At 52.3% G+C, this 18427-nt stretch carries 11 protein-coding genes and 1 pseudogene; 1 reads left to right on the top strand and 11 read right to left on the bottom strand.

Annotated elements, in window-relative coordinates; all coding sequences use genetic code 11:
* Positions 1-329: 329 nt before the first annotated feature.
* The 10 genes from ACFVSO_RS18470 to citZ form a co-directional block, all read right to left on the bottom strand.
* Complete coding sequence (locus tag ACFVSO_RS18470) at positions 330-1166, bottom strand: ABC transporter permease (protein ID WP_387476252.1); 837 nt, start codon at positions 1164-1166, stop codon at positions 330-332.
* The gene (locus ACFVSO_RS18475) at positions 1163-2116 is read right to left on the bottom strand and encodes an ATP-binding cassette domain-containing protein (protein ID WP_387476254.1); all 954 of its coding nucleotides are present in this window, start codon (positions 2114-2116) and stop codon (positions 1163-1165) included. The genes ACFVSO_RS18470 and ACFVSO_RS18475 overlap by 4 nt, the downstream gene beginning before the upstream one ends.
* A gap of 91 nt (positions 2117-2207) precedes the next feature.
* Positions 2208-3029 carry an SDR family NAD(P)-dependent oxidoreductase gene (locus ACFVSO_RS18480; protein WP_387476256.1) on the bottom strand — a complete coding sequence of 274 codons (822 nt, stop codon included), beginning with the start codon at positions 3027-3029 and terminating at the stop codon, positions 2208-2210.
* 15 nt (positions 3030-3044) lie between these two features.
* Complete coding sequence (locus ACFVSO_RS18485; protein WP_387476258.1) at positions 3045-3941, bottom strand: helix-turn-helix transcriptional regulator; 897 nt, start codon at positions 3939-3941, stop codon at positions 3045-3047.
* A 180-nt stretch (positions 3942-4121) separates the two neighbouring features.
* Positions 4122-6284 carry an ADP-ribosylglycohydrolase family protein gene (locus tag ACFVSO_RS18490; RefSeq protein ID WP_387476260.1) on the bottom strand — a complete coding sequence of 721 codons (2163 nt, stop codon included), beginning with the start codon at positions 6282-6284 and terminating at the stop codon, positions 4122-4124.
* A 238-nt stretch (positions 6285-6522) separates the two neighbouring features.
* A complete protein-coding gene (locus ACFVSO_RS18495) occupies positions 6523-7545 on the bottom strand; it encodes a LacI family DNA-binding transcriptional regulator (protein WP_387476262.1) in 1023 nt (340 codons plus the stop codon).
* Between the two features lie 232 nt (positions 7546-7777).
* The gene (recQ, locus tag ACFVSO_RS18500; RefSeq protein ID WP_387476264.1) at positions 7778-9937 is read right to left on the bottom strand and encodes a DNA helicase RecQ; all 2160 of its coding nucleotides are present in this window, start codon (positions 9935-9937) and stop codon (positions 7778-7780) included.
* A 179-nt stretch (positions 9938-10116) separates the two neighbouring features.
* Positions 10117-11061, bottom strand: a complete 945-nt coding sequence (gene mdh, locus ACFVSO_RS18505) for a malate dehydrogenase (RefSeq protein ID WP_387476266.1) — start codon at positions 11059-11061, stop codon at positions 10117-10119.
* Between the two features lie 638 nt (positions 11062-11699).
* A complete protein-coding gene (gene icd / locus ACFVSO_RS18510) occupies positions 11700-12995 on the bottom strand; it encodes an NADP-dependent isocitrate dehydrogenase (RefSeq protein ID WP_387476268.1) in 1296 nt (431 codons plus the stop codon).
* A gap of 372 nt (positions 12996-13367) precedes the next feature.
* Entirely contained in the window at positions 13368-14480 is a 1113-nt protein-coding gene (citZ, locus tag ACFVSO_RS18515; RefSeq protein WP_387476270.1) for a citrate synthase, read from the bottom strand.
* 309 nt (positions 14481-14789) lie between these two features.
* On the opposite strand from citZ, the gene ACFVSO_RS18520 reads away from it, so the two are divergent.
* On the top strand, positions 14790-16328 hold the full coding sequence (locus tag ACFVSO_RS18520) for a Ppx/GppA phosphatase family protein (protein ID WP_387476271.1): 1539 nt from the start codon (positions 14790-14792) through the stop codon (positions 16326-16328).
* On the opposite strand, the pseudogene ppk1 reads toward ACFVSO_RS18520, so the two are convergent.
* A pseudogene (ppk1, locus tag ACFVSO_RS18525) lies at positions 16325-18409 on the bottom strand (polyphosphate kinase 1); the annotation flags it as partial. The gene ACFVSO_RS18520 and the pseudogene ppk1 overlap by 4 nt on opposite strands.
* Positions 18410-18427 lie beyond the last annotated feature (18 nt).

Raw genomic sequence — 18427 nt, forward strand, 5'->3', positions numbered from 1 at the left:
TGCTAGCCGAGTTTCTCGGCTTAGAGCGCGGGCGCGGGCTCGCGAGGACGCTGCTAGCCGAGTTTCTCGGCTTAGAGCGCGGGCGCGGGCTCGCGGAGCGACTGCAAGCCGAGTTTTTCGGCTTAGAGCGCGGGCGCGGGCTTGCGAGGACGCTGCAAGCCGAGTTTCTCGGCTTAGAGCACGTGCGCGGGCTCGCGAGTACGCTGCAAGCCGAGTTTCTCGGCTTAGAGAGCGGGCGCGAGCTGGCAGAGACGCTGCAAACCGAGTTTCTCGGCTTAGAACGCGGGAGCGATATAGCGGGGGCGTATGTTCATCCGCTCTTTGTCCGCCTAGCGTGTGTTATGCTTTCGGAAAAAGTAGAACGTGAGCGGTGCGAAAACTACGATGAGCAGAGCTCCCATTCCGATGCCCCACGCAAGGTCAGCCGCAGTCGCCGTTCCATGCATAAGCCCTCTGAGAGCGGATGCAGCAAGGCTGATCGGGTTATAATCAACGATCCTTCCCAGCCAGCCCGGCATCGTAGCCGAGTCGACAAAGATGCTGCTTGCAAAAAGCAGTGGATAAATCATGACCATGCTTGTGCCAGACACCGTCTCCGGCTTCTTCACGACGATGCCCATCATGGCAAATATCCAGCTAATGCTGAAGGCAAAGAAAACGGCATAACCAAGAGCCATCAATACGCCTCCCGATCCTCCTTCTGGGCGAAAACCGAGCAGAAGACCGATGCCGATCGTGACTATCGATGCGACCACATATCGCAAGGAATCGGTGATGATCGGTCCCAGCACGCTCGCCGGCGGCCAGACGGACATCGTCCGGAACCGGTTATGCACACCCTTCGCAATATCCTGGCATAACGTGGTCCCGCTATAGACGGTCATAGGAGCCACAATGAGAACCAAAGCGCCGGGGAGCAGAAATTGAATGTATTCGGAGGTCGATCCCGCAATGGCCCCGCCGAACAAATACGTAAAGATAAGCAGCATCAGAACGGGCGATGCCAGACAATCCACGATAAAGCCAAACGGATTGTTTTTAACGCCAAGGAAGGTTCTTCTCATAAATACGCCTGTTGCGGCAGCACGTCCCGGTCTCCGCAGAACGGCACGCCGGATGATCCAGGCCGGTTGGCCCGACGAGTCCACAGAATGAGTTTTGTTCATGATACCGCCTCCTTGTTGCGCGCATCAGTTAGCGAGAGGAATACCTCATCAAGGCTTGGCTCGGAGAGAGCGAATTCCACTACCGGACAGTGATGGTCCATAAGCGTCTGAATGGCTCGACTTGCCAACCGCTCATCCGGCGAAGGAACTTTGATCATTAGCGGATCTTCCTCATCCCGCGTAATATGCAATCCGTGATCGTCAGCCAGCAGCCGGATATAGGGTTCAAGCACGACCTGCTCCTTCAAGCGAATCGTCAGCGTCTTCCCCCCGACGGCAGCTTTCAGCTCCCTCGGCGTTCCTTCAGCAATGATGCGCCCCTCATCCAGCACAGCGATTCGATCTGCCAGCCGGTCCGCTTCCTCCAGGTACTGGGTCGTCAGCAATACCGTCGTACCCTGCTTCAGCAAGGAGCGCACGACTTCCCAAACTTGCAGACGACTCTGAGGGTCCAGTCCCGTCGTCGGCTCATCGAGGAAGATGACCTCCGGCTGGGCCAATACGCTTGCCGCGATATCCAGACGCCTTCTCATACCGCCCGAGTATTGCTCTACAAGGCGGTGCCTCGCCTCCTCGAGACCGAATGCAGGCAGCAGCTCATCGGCTAGCCGCCGAGCTTCCTTCCAGGAGTAACCGTAAAGCTTGGCGAACATCGCCAAATTCTCAAAGCCGGACATCCCTTCATCCAGCGCAGCGAACTGCCCAGTCAGGCTGATTTTGCCCCGGACGGCCGCCGCCTCCTTCACCACATCGCGTCCCCCGATCCGCGCCGTCCCGCCATCCGGCAAGATCAGCGTGGACAACATCTCGACGACTGTTGTTTTGCCTGCGCCATTCGGACCAAGCAGGGCGAACAGCTCTCCTTGACGAATCGCAAGATCAATTCCTTTCACAACTTCCCGATTGCGGTATGACTTTCGAAGCTGATTCACTTCAATGGCTAGCGACATCGCCATTCTCCTTTCATTCGTAAAAGCAAATACTTGAAATTGCCGGGTATTCGGATGAATACCACACTGAAACCATTTGCCGAATAACGCTTTATATAAATCGATCCTTATGGTCGAGCACCCACTCGGCGAACGTTCTCGCCGGCTTGCCGGTCACCTGCTCCACTGTCGGCAGCACCGTGTACCCGATTTCAGGCGGATTTTTGCCCATCTGGACAAAAAATGCGATGGATTCCTCGTCATAGCCCTGCTCGCTCCATCTTTGTCTGGCTTCTTCCTCCGACAGCTCCTCGAAGCGAATGTCCTTGCCTGTCGCTTCCGCGATCACCTTGACCGCCTCAATCCTTGACAACGCCTCCGGCCCTGTCAAGTAATAGCTTTGGCTATGATGTCCGCCATTAACAAGCGCCGCGACGGATACGGCCGCGATATCTCCTTCGTGAATTCGGGCGCTGCGCACAGAGCCGAACGGCTCCCGGACAACCCCCTCCGCTTGAATGGACGGCTGCCAGTCGATTAGCGCATTGGACATGAACTCCACAGGCATAAGCATCGTCCATTCCAGCGAGCTTGCTTTAAGCGCCTCTTCGAGCGGCCCTTCTTCGTATGACATCAGCAGGGATACCCGCTGCACGCCCGCTTCCTCCGCTAGCCGGATTAGGGCTGGATCGGTATTCCACGGCATATACGAATCATAGCTGGACGCGATCAAATGAATGCCGGTAACGCCCGTCAGCACCTCCCGCAGCGTATCCGCCTTTGTCAAATCGCCCGCTACCGCCTCTGCCCCTTCGGGCAACTGGGCCGTCTCCGGATTACGAGTAACAGCCTTTACCCGCACCCCTTTCTTCACTAGCTGCTCCACTACATGTCTTCCAATCGTTCCTGTTGCGCCAGTTACCAGAATCGTCATCTGTTACGGCCTCCTTTAGTTTTCATATCTTGTACGAATCGCTTCAAGCTGGTTCAACAATTGCTGCCTTAGGTCTTCTGGAGATATAATCTCGACAATCGGACCGAAGCTGAGGATAACGGATAAGGCATAAGCTGGCGAAAAAAACAGCGTATGCACATCGATATGCGTGCCCCGGTGTGTGCACTGGCCTTGAAACTGCTCGAAAATACGCGGCTGATTGGTGGCCTCAAAACGAAGATGAACCTCAATGGCCTGCACATTCTCCTGCCCCATCGATGCAGACATCTCGAGCCTTGGGCGGAATGGTCCATCCGTCACCTGAAGCTGAGACATACGGGATACCTTGAAGCAACGCTGAGCCTGCTTCAACAGGCAGTATCCCTCCACATACCACCAGCCCCGGTCCCAATACAACCGGACAGGCTCCACGCTTCTCTCCGATTCGTTCCCCGCCGAGTCCCTGTACGAGAACGTAACGACTCGTTGCAGTCCGATCGCTTCATACAGAGGCTTGATCGCATCCTTCTCCAATACCGAAGCGCTTGCGTCGATAATAATGGGGTTCGGGCTGCCTCCGTTCAGCAGGGCGGGCTGCAAGCTGCCCAGCTTATGTACAATCGACGTGATTTTGTTCCCGACCGCTTCTTCCATCCCTTTTAGCAGATGAAAAATGACGGACAAGTCATCGATGGAGAAATGCTGCTTCGACAAGTAATAGCCTTCCATCAGCTCGAAGCCCCCGACCACGCCGGAGAAGGACACAACGGGTATTCCGGCCTCGTTAATCAAATCCAAGTCACGGTAGATCGTACGGATGGACACTTCGAAGCGGGTGGCCAGCTCTGCCGCTGTAACCCGTTTTTTCGTCATCAGCTCTATCGTAATACCAAGCAAACGTTCCAGCTTCACACCGTTTCCCCCTCTTTCGGGATGCTAACTCCGATCCGCTACAAGGATCATAACGCAGAAAATATGACATCTTGTATGTCAGTGTTTAAACACGGTAGTTAACTCTTTTCAGCATTTATATCTGATAAAAAAAGAAAAGCGGCATCAGGCATTGTGGCCAGATCCCGCTTCATGTATGAATTAAATGCCTTTCACTGCAAACCGCGTGAAGTGCGTATGGCTTCCATGCATCGTCGCAAAGCCGACGCCGCCATTGAGATAAGGCTGGTCGTTATCCTCGTAAGACAATAACGTCTCACCATTCCATTCTACCGTGAACTTAGCACCCTTTGCCGTAACAGCGATGGTATAGGCTTGTCCTGCCTCCCAAGGGAAATCAACTTCCTTTAAGACCTCATAGCCGTTGTTGTTTTTGAGAAGCGCAAGCTTGCCGCCTGGCGCCAGGCCCACAGCATAGCTCCGAATGCCCCCTTGTACGCGAGTCAACATATAATGGCCCTCACCCAGCTTCGGAATAAGCTCGGCCTCCAGTCGATAATCGGTCCAAGCAGGATCTCCGGTATAGCATTCTGCCGATTCTGCGGAATAACTTCCGCTTAGCTCTCCATCCTCCAGCGTCCATAAACCTCTCAAATACGAGAATTGACTGACTTCAATATGCAGGCTATTCCATACCTCAAGACGTTCTTGTTTGAAGTCAATCTCATAATGAGGCTGACCGGAGAAGCTAAAGTCGTCCACGTAAACCATCAAATCCATCGACCGTCCATCAAGCGGGATAAGCTCAATGCCGGCTTCCTCCAGACAAGCGCCTGACATATAAGGAATATCAAAGGCCGCCTCTTGCCATTGTCCAGGGATAAGCTGAATCGGCTCCCCATAATATCTTTCATTGCGATTGCCATCCTTCACATACATCACCGCTTTGACCGGTACCGGCGAGTCCTGCGGCAGCAGCAGCTGCGCCGAGATCGATTGTCCCGGGTACAGAATCGGCGAGAAGCTAGGGTCATAGCGGCTGTCATCGAAGTCTGCAGGACGGTAATACGTCTGATGATAAAGCCGGTAAGCTTCTCCGCCTTGTACCTTGTCGAACACAACTTTCAATGAACGTGAGCCTGTATAAGCGCATTCTTCCGTATTTTCAATCAAAGCCCTCACATGAGCTTCGTCGCTCGTATCCGTCCTCATCGCGTGCGTAGAGCCAGGATATTCGAAGTGGAATTTAGGTCCTCTGCCCCGTAATATCGCTTCCCATTCCTGCGGCATAGCTTCGCCTGCAATGAGGTAGCCAAAGCGGGAAATATAGGCTGCGCACGATGGCAAATCTGTAATGTTAAGCGCCCCCATCACGCTGGAGCTGCACAGAAAATCATTTATTGGCGCTCTCCACTCGTCCCCGATGCCGTCCAAGCCTACATATACACCAAGAATCGCGCCTACATTCCCTACATTGCAGTCGGTATCCCAGCCGCACATATTGCAAATATTGATCGTTCGCGAGAAATCGCCTGCACCATATAACATGGATAATAGGATAACACCCGAGTTCGGAATGATATGGCAGTTGCCCGGGTACTTGTCATACCCAAAATGGTCTCTGACATACATAAAGCAATCGCGCCAATTGTCCGGATGCTCCAGGTGGAAGGCTCTGATGGCATCCGCCATTTTTCGGTACACGCTTTCCTCTGGAATAACGGACAGACCTGCGTCGATGATCTCATCCACGCTGCCAGCCGTGTATGCGGCAGAGATCGCAGCGGCGATAAAACGCCCCCCGTAGATCCCCTCGCCGTCATGCGATACGCTGGCTGCCTTCTCCGCATATTCGGCGGCAAGCTTCGGATTGCCGGGAGCGATCATCCCCCATACATCGATAAAGATTTGTCCGCCGATTTGCTCCGCAACTACTGCCCCGTTTTGCTCAATCGAACCCGATCTGGGCGCCATGATGCCATTCTTCAAATTCAGATACGCGGTATGCTCCGTGGATACCCCATAGCCGCCCCACCAGTAGAAGCCATGCTGGTCCGGGGCGTAGTTCAGCCAGGTCAGACCGATTTGCTCCGGCGTAATCTCGCGTGTATGTGTATAGTCCTCAAGAGCCCGGAGGAAAAATAAAGGCCCGTTCGTGTCGTCATCAGCGGCAAAATTACGAAAATCATGCGGGTAAGCCGTTATTTCTCCAAATACACGCTGCAGCCGCTCATAGCTCCAATTTTCTACGTTGGCACCATGCCGGACGCCAATCACCTTGCCTAGCCACCCTGCATAGGTGCGTTCAATGTAATCCGCTTTCAAGCCTGTATGGCTTACGGGAGATGCTGCCTTATTATCCATGTCTGTCTCTCCTGTCATTCGAGATCGATTTGTTTGAGTCCACTCTGATTTCAGAACCGCAGGTTAGCATCTATATCCAACCATACGAATCAACTCATTCAACTAAAAATCGTTAATGCGTGCGATACCGGCTCTATTGAATTATTTTCATGAAAATTTTCGAACCGGTTCGAAAATAGTATCACACGGCCTCATTGATATGTCAAGAGACCGCAGCTGACTGCTTGAATGAGAACAATCAGGACTCCGTTACCTTTACCGTAGATTCCCGCACGATCAGCCGAGGCTCCAGCTGCACTTTGCGCAGCGGCGTTGTCTGCCCCTCTTTGATCCGCTTGATCAGCAGCTCTGCGGCGATTCTTCCCGTCTCTGCTGTCAGATTGGAGACCGTGCTGACACGCGGCTTGGTAATGGTGGACCAGCTAATATCGTCTATGCCTACTACTGTAATGTCCTCTGGAACCCGAATGCCGATCTCCAGAAGCCGTTGGATAAGGCCAATGGCGATCATATCGTTGGCAGCATATACGCCGTCGGGCAGCTTCGGAAGATGACTTAGGTAGTCCGCCGCCTCTATGCCTGTCTGCAAAGAGAATTCGGAGCCAATATAGACATGGTCGGGCTTTAACTTCATGAAATTAGCGCTAAGTCCCCCTTCATAAGCGGCATATCGCGCCCCCTGATGCATCTCCTTGGGACCACCAGCGTATGCAATATGGGTACAGCCGATTCGAATCAGATGCTCCATTGCAAGCGTACCTTCCGGCTTGGAGAGATACACCATATCCGCATTCACATCGTCACCCAGATTGCCGATTGCGCACACGGGCACTGTCGAGTGATTAATATACTTCTTTAGTGCTGCCGGGAAGCTGATTGTCGACATAATGATTCCGTCGATATGCATTTCATTGACTTTGCCCATAATCGAGAGTTCTTCCGACGGGTTGCCGTAATGGTTGATCAGCACAAGGCGGAAGCCGTTCTCCTTCGCCACCTGCTCTACTGCCCATGCCAGCTCCGGGTAATAGGGATTGCGAATATCGTCAATGGCAAGCGCAATCTGCAGCTTCATATTCGTCTTTAGACTTCTAGCCAGCATATTAGGCCGGAAGCCAAGCTCCTCAATCGCTTGCAGCACTTTGCTGCGCGTTACCGGCTTGACGCCCGGTACATCGTTAATGATCCGTGACACCGTTGATTTCGCTACGCCTGCCCGCTTAGCCACATCTGCAATCGTAACCGAATCTGATTTGGACATTTGAATCTGCTCCTACGCTTCGTACTGTTCCGATGCTCATGGTACCGGTTCGATTTCATTATGTCATGAAAAGCGATACCCGGCAACTGAACGATAGGACCGGTTATCGGCATATGAAAAAAGACTGGCCTCAATCCCAATACGGCAACTTCTTTAAATCAGCCATTAGGCAAACAAAAGACGGGGCTTTTTCTCCCCGTCTCTCACTTGATGAAGCTTCAAATCACTTGTATCACTTCGCGCCGCTAGGTATGCCGTGCTTGCAAAGCACGCCGTGTATTGCGAAATAAGCTACGTCTGAAGGAAGCTCATCCTTAATCGGCTTCAGCCGCTCTGTGCCGACAAGCTCTATTGCTTTTAATATATTCTCTTCTTGGTGGGGTGGAATAATTCGGTCCCAGTCCACCTCATAGCCTTCGCCTGCACCGCGAATGATATGGCCCTCCACCGTCACTTGGCTGAATCCTCGTTCCTTTGCAATCTCGGCTGTCGACATGCCAGAGTTGAATAGCTCCAGCGAATGCAGATGGCTGGGCTGCTCTCCTTGATCCGATTTTCTGGCAGCCGATGCTTGCTTGCTAGACCGGGAATAGCTCCCTGCTGCGGAATCGCCGGATGATTGCGGGAAGCCGGCAACAATGCCGATAATATCTTCCCCATATTTGCTTCCCTTAGCCGCCCCGATCCCTTTCACATCAAGCAGCTCGTTAATGGATGCCGGGTGGGCATTCGCAATATCTCTAAGGGTAGCATCGAAGAAAATCATAAATGGAGGCACGCCTTCCTTCGCCGCCGCGTCTCTGCGCCACGCTTTAAGCGCATCGAATAATGGGGACGAAACAGATGATGCCGATGCCGCCTGTCTTACGGACGCCCGCACCCGCTGCGATATCCTCTCCTTGCCTTCCAGAACAGGCAGCGCATTCGCCGTCAGCGAGACCGTCGGATATTGGCCTTCGCTAAGCCTCATGTACCCTTCCGCAACAAGCCAATACAGCCAATCCGCAACTTCCTTCTCCGGCAAGTGACGCATGAGTCCGTACGTCGTTAGCCTGTCCAAGCCAAATTCCAGCAGCCTCTTGTCGCGGGAGCCCTTCAGCACTTTCGCCGCCATCGTCACGCCGAAACGTCCCTTCATTCTGCCTACGCAAGAGAGCGCCATCTTCGCATCTTCCGTACGATCGACCGCTTCGCTCTTGTCCAGGCAGCTGCTGCATTTTCCGCATTTGGGGACGTCACTCTCTCCGAAGTAGTCTACAATAAACTGCTGCAGACAGCGCTGCGTCCGGCTGTAATTCATCATCAAATGAAGCTTGGACATCTGAACGGACTTCCGCTCCGTATCCCCTGTTCCCTGCTCAATCAGGAAGCGCTGAACCTGCATATCGGCCGGTTCGAAGAGCAGGATACAGTCGCTCTCTTCCCCATCCCTGCCGGCTCTGCCCGCTTCTTGATAATATGACTCCAGGTCGCCTGGCATCTGCCAATGCAGGACGTATCGGACGTTGGGCTTGTCGATGCCCATACCGAACGCGTTCGTCGCCACCATGACGCGGACCTGGTCGAACCGAAAATTCTCTTGCGTCGCCGCCCGCTCGGTATCTGACAATCCGCCATGATAAATGCCTGATTCCAGACCAAATTGCCGAACGATACCGCCGACTTCTTCTGCTTCTTTTCGCGTCGCTGTATAGATAATGCCGGATTGATCCTCTCGTTGCTTTAAAAAATCTTTCAGGAACCGCTTTTTATCCACTCCGCTCACGACGGACAAGGACAGATTGGGACGGGCAAAACCCGTCACATACCGGCGCGGATCATTCAACCTGAGCATATGAGCAATATCATCGGCTACCTCTTCTGTAGCCGTGGCCGTAAAAGCGGCCACAAGCGGACGATTCGGCATTCGGCCGATCCATCCGGCAAGCTGGCGGTAGCTTGGACGGAAGTCATGTCCCCACTGCGAGACGCAATGCGCCTCGTCAATCGCGATGAGCGGGATGTGCAGCTGCTCCGACAGCGTCTGGAACATCGGGGCGTCCAGCCTCTCCGGTGCTACATACAACAGCTTGTATTCCCCTTGCATCGCCTTACGGAGCACTTCCCGGTACTCCGCAGCACCAAGCGAGCTATTCAGGAACGCTGCTGCTACACCTACGCGGTGCAGGCTGTCGACCTGATCCTTCATCAGCGAGATTAGCGGCGATATTACCAAGCTTGTACCCGGCAGCAGCAAAGCCGGAATTTGATAACAAATCGATTTCCCGCCGCCCGTCGGCAAGATGGCCAGCGTATCGTGACCATCCACTATGCCCGCAATAATGTCTTCTTGACCTTTACGAAACGAGTCGTATCCGTATATTTCCTTAAGCAAGTGCAATGCTTTCTCCATCTCTTACCGCAGCCTCCTCTCTTCCAAAACGGAAAGAACCCTGGCAGCGTTCTGTCAGGGTCCTCCCGTACTTTAAGTCAAAACTATATAGGGATGAGACGAACGAGCCGCTGTTACTGTCCATTACTGCGTGCAGCAAAACGGCTGTATATTTCTGTTTATCCCGTTTTTTGTTCGGATTAACCGGCTGTTACAATTTGAATCACGTTGCGTACGGATTGTGCGGACTGATCCAGCGCCGTTTTTTCTTCAACCGTCAGCTCAAGCTCGATTACCTTTTCGATGCCGTCACCGCCGATTATAGCAGGCACGCCCATGAACAAATTCTCGTATCCGTATTCGCCCTCGAGATACGCGATAACCGGAATAATGCGTTTTTTGTCTTTCAGCACAGCTTCCGTCATTTGTACGAGAGAAGCAGCCGGTGCGTAATAAGCGCTGCCGTTGCCGAGCAGATTGACAATCTCGCCGCCACCGACTCGCGCACGCTTAACGATGGCTTCGATGCGGTCCGCCGGAATCAGCTTCTCGATCGGGATGCCTGCGACGTTGGAGTAACGCACAAGCGGCACCATGTCATCGCCATGCCCGCCAAGCACAAACCCGCGAACATCTTCCACCGACACGTTCAGCTCTTGCGCGATGAAGGTGCAATAACGGGCCGTATCCAGAACGCCGGACTGACCGATAACGCGATTTTTAGGGAAGCCAAGCGACTGATAGGCGACGTAAGTCATCGCGTCTACCGGATTGCTCAGGATGATTACGTAAGCGTTAGGGCTTGTCGCTTTTACGCTTTCGCAGACGGACTTCACGATGCCGGCGTTGGTATTCACGAGATCATCACGGCTCATGCCAGGCTTGCGCGCAATGCCAGCTGTAATGATGACAACATCAGAATCCTTCGTATCCTCGTAGTTCGATGTACCGATAATGTTCGCATCGACGCCGATAACCGGAGTGGCCTCCAGCATATCGAGCGCTTTGCCCTTCGTAGGGTTCTCCAGAGGCGCAATATCGACCAATACGATATCGCCAAGTTCCTTCTGCGCCAGCATAAGCGCCGTCGTCGCACCCGTGAAACCTGCACCTACAACCGTAATTTTCTTACGTTGAATAGCCATTACCAATGACCTCCCTATTCTCATCTATCGCGTAATCACATGATCATGCATCTATACCCTTTTATACACATTTCTGCATCAAAAGATACGCCTACCGCCGCACATCCTGTACGCCAGCGAGGTTTTAGTGGTGCGCGCCGCTCTAAGCCGAATTTTTCGGCTTGCAGCACTACAACAGCTCGCTGCACGCTCTCTAAGCCGAATTTCTCGGCTTACAGCACTCCAACTGCTCGCTGTACGCTCTCTAAGCCGAGTTTATCGGCTTGCAGCGCTACAACAGCTCGCTGCACGCTCTCTAAGCCGAATTTCTCGGCTTACAGCACTCTAACTGCTCGCTGCACGCGCTCTAAGCCGAGTTTATCGGCTTGCAGCACTCTAACTGCTCGCTGTACGCTCTCTAAGCCGAATTTCTCGGCTTACAGCACTCCAACTGCTCGCTGCACGCGCTCTAAGCCGAGTTTATCGGCTTGCAGCGCTCTTTTAAGCCCCACAATGCCTATGCGCCCCTGTACTCCCTCGTGCTTCGAGCGGGAATTCAGAGGCGCATCGCCTTGGCTCCCCTAAGGGAGAGTTAAAGTAGATTCAATCAGGCGATCCCTCGGACGGCTTTATAGCCGCCAGCGAATAGGAAACCTAAACTACATGTTTTTGATGATTTCGTCAGCAAATGCCGAGCATTTTACTTCTGTTGCGCCTTCCATCAGGCGTGCGAAGTCATAAGTTACCGTTTTGTTGTTGATGGAAGTTTCCATGCCTTTATAGATCAGGTCAGCCGCTTCTTGCCAGCCCAGGTGCTCAAGCATCATAACGCCGGACAGAATTACGGAACCTGGGTTCACGACGTCTTTGTCCGCGTATTTAGGTGCAGTACCGTGAGTTGCTTCGAAAATAGCATGTCCAGTCAGGTAGTTGATGTTCGCGCCCGGTGCGATACCGATGCCGCCTACTTGTGCAGCCAGAGCGTCGGACAGGTAGTCGCCGTTCAGGTTCAAAGTAGCGATTACGTCGAAGTCAGTTGGACGAGTCAATACTTGTTGAAGCGCGATGTCCGCAATTGCGTCCTTCACGATCAGTTTACCAGCAGCTTCTGCTTCTGCTTGTGCTTTGTTCGCAGCGTCAACGCCTTCAGCGTCTTTGATGCGATCGTATTGGCCCCAAGTGAAGGTTTGCTCAGCGAATTCTTGCTCAGCCACTTCGTAGCCCCAGTTTTTGAACGCGCCTTCTGTAAATTTCATGATGTTGCCTTTGTGTACCAGTGTAACCGATTTTCTGCCGTGCTTGATCGCATATTCGATCGCAGCGCGAGCCAGACGTTTCGAACCTTCAGCAGATACTGGCTTGATGCCGATACCGGAAGTTTCAGGGAAACGGATTTTGTTAGCGCCCATTTCATTTTGCAGGAACGCGATTACTTTTTTCACTTCTGCGGAACCTTCAGCGTACTCGATACCAGCGTAGATATCTTCAGTGTTCTCGCGGAAGATAACCATGTTAACCAGCTCAGGGCGTTTAACCGGGGAAGGTACGCCATCGAAGTAACGAACTGGACGCAGGCAAGTGTACAGGTCAAGCTCTTGACGAAGCGCAACGTTCAGGGAACGGATGCCACCGCCGATAGGCGTAGTCAGAGGACCTTTGATTGCTACGATGTATTCACGGATAGCTGTCAGTGTATCAGCTGGCAGCCACTCGCCGTATTCGTTGAATGCTTTTTCGCCGGCAAAAACTTCGTACCAAGCGATTTTTTTGGAGCCGCTGTAAGCTTTTTCTACAGCAGCGTCAAGAACGCGTTTCGAAGCGCGCCAGATGTCGCGTCCAGTACCGTCGCCCTCGATGAACGGGATGATCGGGTTGTTTGGCACTTGAAGCACGCCATTGTCAATAGAAATTTGCTCGCCTTCAGTTGGAAGAGCGTATTTTTCGAACTTAGCCATGAATAATTCCTCCTAAAAAGTTTTGTGATTTGGATCAGCGATTAGCTGATTAGAGCAAAACTTACTTCGTAAGCATCGACCTAAGTTTTGTGATTTGGATCAGCGATTAGCTGATTAGAGCAAAACTTACTTCGTAAGCATCGACCTAAGTTTTGTGATGGGAATCAGCAGTTAGCTGATTGGAGCAAAACTTACTTCGTAAGCATAGATCCAAGTTTTGTGTTTAGAGTCAGCGCTTAGCTGACCGAAGCAAAACTTACTTCGTAAGCATCAACCTTAAGTATAGCGATCTTCTGCGACGATAACCAGCCCGCACGGGAAGGAGAACAAGCTTGCCGCTTGCTCTCGCTATATGCGGAAGCCTATGATCGATTAACGTTGCTCGATCGGGATGTATTTTGCATTGACAGGGCCGACGTAGTCCGCACGTGGGCGAATCAGACGGTTGTCTTGGTATTGCTCAAGGATATGTGCGCACCAGCCGGATACACGGCTAATTGCAAAGATTGGCGTGAACAGGTCGCGCGGAATTTCCAGTGCTGTGTATACCGATGCGGAGTAGAAGTCAACGTTCGGCTTCAGACCTTTTTGACCGGTTACGAGCTCTTCGATTTTAACTGACATTTCGTACAGCTCCATGTTGCCAGTCAGCTTGCCCAACTCGCGGGACATTTTTTGCAAATGCTTGGCGCGCGGGTCGCCGTTTTTGTAGACGCGGTGACCGAAGCCCATAATTTTTTGCTTGTTCGCAAGAGCATTGCCGATATAGCCTTCAACGTTCGCAAACGTGCCGATTTCTTCAAGCATAACCATAACGGCTTCGTTCGCGCCGCCATGCAGAGGGCCTTTCAGAGCGCCGATTGCGGAAGTTACACCGGAGTAAATGTCGGAAAGCGTCGCTACCGTTACGCGAGCGGCGAACGTGGAAGCATTCAGCTCGTGGTCGGCGTGCAGGACAAGCGCTTGATCCAAAGCCTTCACTGCCACTTCAGCCGGTTCTTTGCCAGTAAGCATATACAGGAAGTTGTAAGCAATGGATACGCCTTTCTTCGGAGCAACCGGTTCCTTGCCTTCGCGAATACGCGAGAAAGCAGCGATAACTGTAGGCAGCTGCGCCTGCAATTTAATCGCTTTCAGTTGGTTAGCCTCTGCAGTCATGTCGTTCGCCGAAGCGTCATACAGCGCTAGGCTGGATACTGCCGTACGAAGAGCCGCCATGGAGTTTGTATCTTTCGGATACAGTTTAATTTGATCGATTACTGCGCTAGGCACTTCCGAATATTCGTCAAGCTGCTTTTGCAGACCGTCAAGTTCGGAACGATTCGGGAGTTTGCCGTACCAGAGCAGATAAGCTACTTCTTCAAAGGAAGCGTTTTCTGCAAGATCGTCAATGTCGATGCCGCGATAAGTGAGGACTCCATCAATGATCGAACTGATGGAAGACGCTGCTGCGACGATTCCTTCCAGACCTTTAGTTGCTGTCATCGTTCTCTCTCCTTTATACTCGATATAGTTCTCATTCCAGGAATGGTAACGTTATTGATGCACTATCTTTAATCATAAATGATTTTTTCAATGAAGCCAACAAAATAGGACATAAAATTGCTTTATCGGCATCATTGATAATTTGAATCGGTTATGTACGCAGAGTATGCGCGGCCGTGCCGCGCAAATGTTCCCGACAGCTCATTATTCCACAATCCAAACACCAATATACTTCAAAAAAACCGGGACGATATGATAGAATGTCCCCAATACAGACGGCATGCTACCATGCCGGAACGGAGGTTTAACATGACTGGACAACGTATCGGCATCATCGACATCGGCTCCAACTCTGTCAGGCTCGTCGTGTACGAGAGAACAGCAGGCGGTGCCAACCGCGTCGTCGATGCCAGCAAACGATCCGCCAGACTAAGCGGAAAAATAGATGAAGAAGGCGCATTAACCGAAGAAGCGGTGTCCGAGCTTGTAGAGACGCTCCGACACTTCATGCGCATCTGCTCGCATCATGGCATCGGACATATTAGGGCCGTTGCGACAGCAGCTATCCGCAACGCGACCAACCGGGACTACGTCCTTGAGCGAATCAAGACCGATACCTCATTGACCATCGAGCTGCTGACCGGCGAGATGGAAGCTTCATTCGGCTTTCTCGGCATGATTAATTCGCTTAACGTGACGGACGGCTATCTGATTGACATCGGAGGCGGAAGCACAGAGCTGTCGCTATTCCGGAACCGGGAGCTGATCCATTCTGTGTCCTTTCCGTTCGGCTGCGTCAGCTTGAACAAGTCCTTCGACGCCAAAGAAGAATTGTCGGACGAGTCGCTGAAGGCGATTGAAGCCATAGTGACCGACGCCGCAATAAAGCATGACTGGATACATGAAGCGCCGGGACTTCCCCTCGTTGGCGTCGGAGGAACGGTTCGCGCGCTGGGCAAGGTGCACCAAGCCGTGCATCATTACGCATTCGAACAGACGCATAATTATGAACTCTCAGGAGCAGGCGTAGATGAGCTGTTCCAGACCATGAGAAGCCAGCCGCTGGAACGCAGACGCAAGCTGCCCGGCTTGTCCAAAGACAGGGCAGATGTCATTGTGCCAGGCGTTGCCGTGCTACGGATATTGTTCCGATTAGTGAGAGCATCTCATTATCAAATTTGCGGAGCTGGCCTTCGGGACGGTCTGTTCCATGCGACACGCTTTCCCGCACAGCCTAAGCTGAATGACCCGCTAGCCTACAGTTTGCAGAACTTGAACGCCCTGCATACTGAAGCGCCAAGACAGCATGTGATGCAAGTGAACCGTCTATCCCTGGAGCTATACGATGAGCTGCATCGCCGTATGCCCACAGGAGGCGACGCTCGCTCCAGACTGCTCCTTGATGCCGCCTCGCAGCTCCATCGAATTGGAGCGTCTATCGACTATTACGATTATGCGAGGCATTCCTTTTATCTAATAATCCATTCCCATTTGAATGGACTCTCCCATCGAGAGATTATTATGACAGCGGCAATCGCATCGTTCAAAAGCAAAGGACGCATCAAAACCCAAACCGCGCCTTATCGCACGCTGATCCAAGATGAGGATATCGATCAAATATGCAAATTAGGCTTAATCCTTCAGTTGGCCGCTGCGTTAGATCGAAGCGAGACACAGGCGATCGGAAAGATCGCCATCCGTCAAGCCGAGCCCCAGCTCCTCCTGCGGCCGCTTCATCCCCGCGGATCGCTGGCGGTAGAGCGCCGGGAAGTCGAAGAGCTGGCTTCCGATTTCAAGAAGCACTGGCATCTCACGCCTGTACTTGATCATTACCGAATGCACCGCTAAACTTCACCTTTCCACAGCGGAATCACCTTGGCTTCGAATTGGCTGCGGAATGGCTTGTCGCTTTTGCTGACAACCGGCTCATAGAGTCCGCTCGGCTTTAATTCCCTGGCCTTGACGTTATCCTCCAGGTTCAGCTTCAGCATATTGATCAAGATGACGCGCAGCTCAGAATCGAATACGGGACACATCAACTCGATCCGCTTCATGAGATTTCGCGTCATCCAATCTGCACTGGAGAGATACACTTCCTCTTCCCCGTCATTGTAGAAATACATCACTCTGGCATGCTCCAAATAACGGTCCACTATGCTGATCACTTTAATATTTTCGCTGCGCCCGGCCACACCCGGCCTCAAACAGCAAACACCTCGTACGATCAAATCGATTTTCACACCGGCCTGTGACGCTTCATACAATTTATCAATTATATCTTGATTGGATAATGAATTCATCTTGGCGATAATATGCGCTTTCCGTCCGGCCAGCGCATTGGCCTTCTCCCGGTCGATCAGCCGGAATAGCTTCTCTCTCAGATCGGTAGGCGCCACTCCGAATGCCTTCCAGTTATAAGGAGAGGAATAGCCTGTAACCTCATTAAATAGGGCCGATGCGTCTCCGCCAATGACGGGATGCGAAGTAAATAAGCCGATGTCCGTATACAGCGTTGCTGTATTGTCATTGTAATTCCCTGTACCTACATGCACATAGCGGCGAAGCGTCCCTTGCTCGCGCCTGACGACCAGTAATATTTTGGCATGGGTTTTCAGTCCCACAAGACCATAGACGACATGACAGCCTGCCTTCTCCAGCTGTCTTGCCCAAGCGATATTGCGCTCCTCGTCAAACCGGGCTTTCAGCTCAACCACGACCGTAACCTGCTTGCCTGATTCCGCTGCCTTCGCAAGCGCCTGCACGAGCGCCGATTGTCCGCTGACGCGATAAAGCGTCATTTTGAGAGCCAGAACATCAGGATCATAAGCAGCCTGCAGCACAAAATCATTGACCGGCTCAAACGACTCGTACGGATGATAGACCAGCACATCCCGCTGCCGTATCACGTCAAACATATCATCCGACTCATCGAATTCACGAGGGTAGACCGGCTCCAGCTTCTCGTATCGCAAGTTATCATAGCCTGCCAAGCTCCCGGCAAACCGCAACAGAAAGCTGAGGTCAAGAGGTCCTTCGATCTCGAACAGATTATCCTCAATCTCCAGCTCCTCCCTAAGTGTTTGCAGTGCGTACGGATGCATGCCCTTCGCTACTTCAAGACGGACAGGAATACCCCACCTGCGCCGGCGCAGCTCCTTCTCAATCTCTTCCAGCAAATCCTCCGCCCCTTCTTCGTTCAGCGTCAGATCTGCGTTGCGGGTCAGCCGGAACGGATGGACAGAAAACGGCTCGTAGCCGTTGAACAACGTATGAATAAATTGCTCTATCAACTCTTCAAGCAGCACAAACTCTTGTTTCTTGCTATTCACTCTTCCTGGCACAGCTACGAATCTCGATAAAATCGATGGCACCTGCACAATGGCAAATAGCGGCTCTTCTTCTTCCTCTGCCCCTTCACGCTTCAGCAGTACCGCCAAATACAGTTCCTTCGTATGTACGAGAGGAAACGGTCTGCTCTGGTCTACGGCCATCGGCGTAAGGACCGGAAATACGATTTCATGGAAGTAATCGGATACGGATTTCTGCTGATTCGCATTCAGCTCATCCAGCGATCGAATACATATTCCTTCTTTGGCGAGGCAGCGTGTCACTTCACGATAGGTGCGGTATTGTTCGAACATCATACTGGTAGCGCGTTTTATTAGCCGCTTCCATAGACCTGCAGGCGTATATCCCGTAAAGTCCATTTTCGTCAAACCCGCTCTCATCTGATCCTGAATACCGGCCACTCGTACGCTCATGAATTCATCTAGATTACTGGACACGATAGACAGAAACTTCGCTCTCTCCAGCAATGGATTACGCGTGTCCTGCGCTTCTTCGAGCACTCTCCGATTGAATTCGATCCAGCTTAAATCCCGATTGACGTATGGGGACAACTGCTTCGTCATGGTAATCCATTTCCTCGCTTTCGATGTAACTTGCTA

This window comes from Paenibacillus sp. NPDC057967 (assembly GCF_042887015.1).
Classification (GTDB): Bacteria; Bacillota; Bacilli; order Paenibacillales; family Paenibacillaceae; genus Pristimantibacillus.

What these genes read in the sequence shown, in the direction of transcription:
- ACFVSO_RS18470 (WP_387476252.1), bottom strand. Translation starts at nt 1,166, where the DNA reads ATGAACAAAACTCATTCTGTGGACTCGTCGGGCCAACCGGCCTGGATC.
- ACFVSO_RS18475 (WP_387476254.1), bottom strand. Translation starts at nt 2,116, where the DNA reads ATGTCGCTAGCCATTGAAGTGAATCAGCTTCGAAAGTCATACCGCAAT.
- ACFVSO_RS18480 (WP_387476256.1), bottom strand. Translation starts at nt 3,029, where the DNA reads ATGACGATTCTGGTAACTGGCGCAACAGGAACGATTGGAAGACATGTA.
- ACFVSO_RS18490 (WP_387476260.1), bottom strand. Translation starts at nt 6,284, where the DNA reads ATGGATAATAAGGCAGCATCTCCCGTAAGCCATACAGGCTTGAAAGCG.
- ACFVSO_RS18495 (WP_387476262.1), bottom strand. Translation starts at nt 7,545, where the DNA reads ATGTCCAAATCAGATTCGGTTACGATTGCAGATGTGGCTAAGCGGGCA.
- recQ (WP_387476264.1), bottom strand. Translation starts at nt 9,937, where the DNA reads ATGGAGAAAGCATTGCACTTGCTTAAGGAAATATACGGATACGACTCG.
- mdh (WP_387476266.1), bottom strand. Translation starts at nt 11,061, where the DNA reads ATGGCTATTCAACGTAAGAAAATTACGGTTGTAGGTGCAGGTTTCACG.
- icd (WP_387476268.1), bottom strand. Translation starts at nt 12,995, where the DNA reads ATGGCTAAGTTCGAAAAATACGCTCTTCCAACTGAAGGCGAGCAAATT.
- citZ (WP_387476270.1), bottom strand. Translation starts at nt 14,480, where the DNA reads ATGACAGCAACTAAAGGTCTGGAAGGAATCGTCGCAGCAGCGTCTTCC.
- ACFVSO_RS18520 (WP_387476271.1), top strand. Translation starts at nt 14,790, where the DNA reads ATGACTGGACAACGTATCGGCATCATCGACATCGGCTCCAACTCTGTC.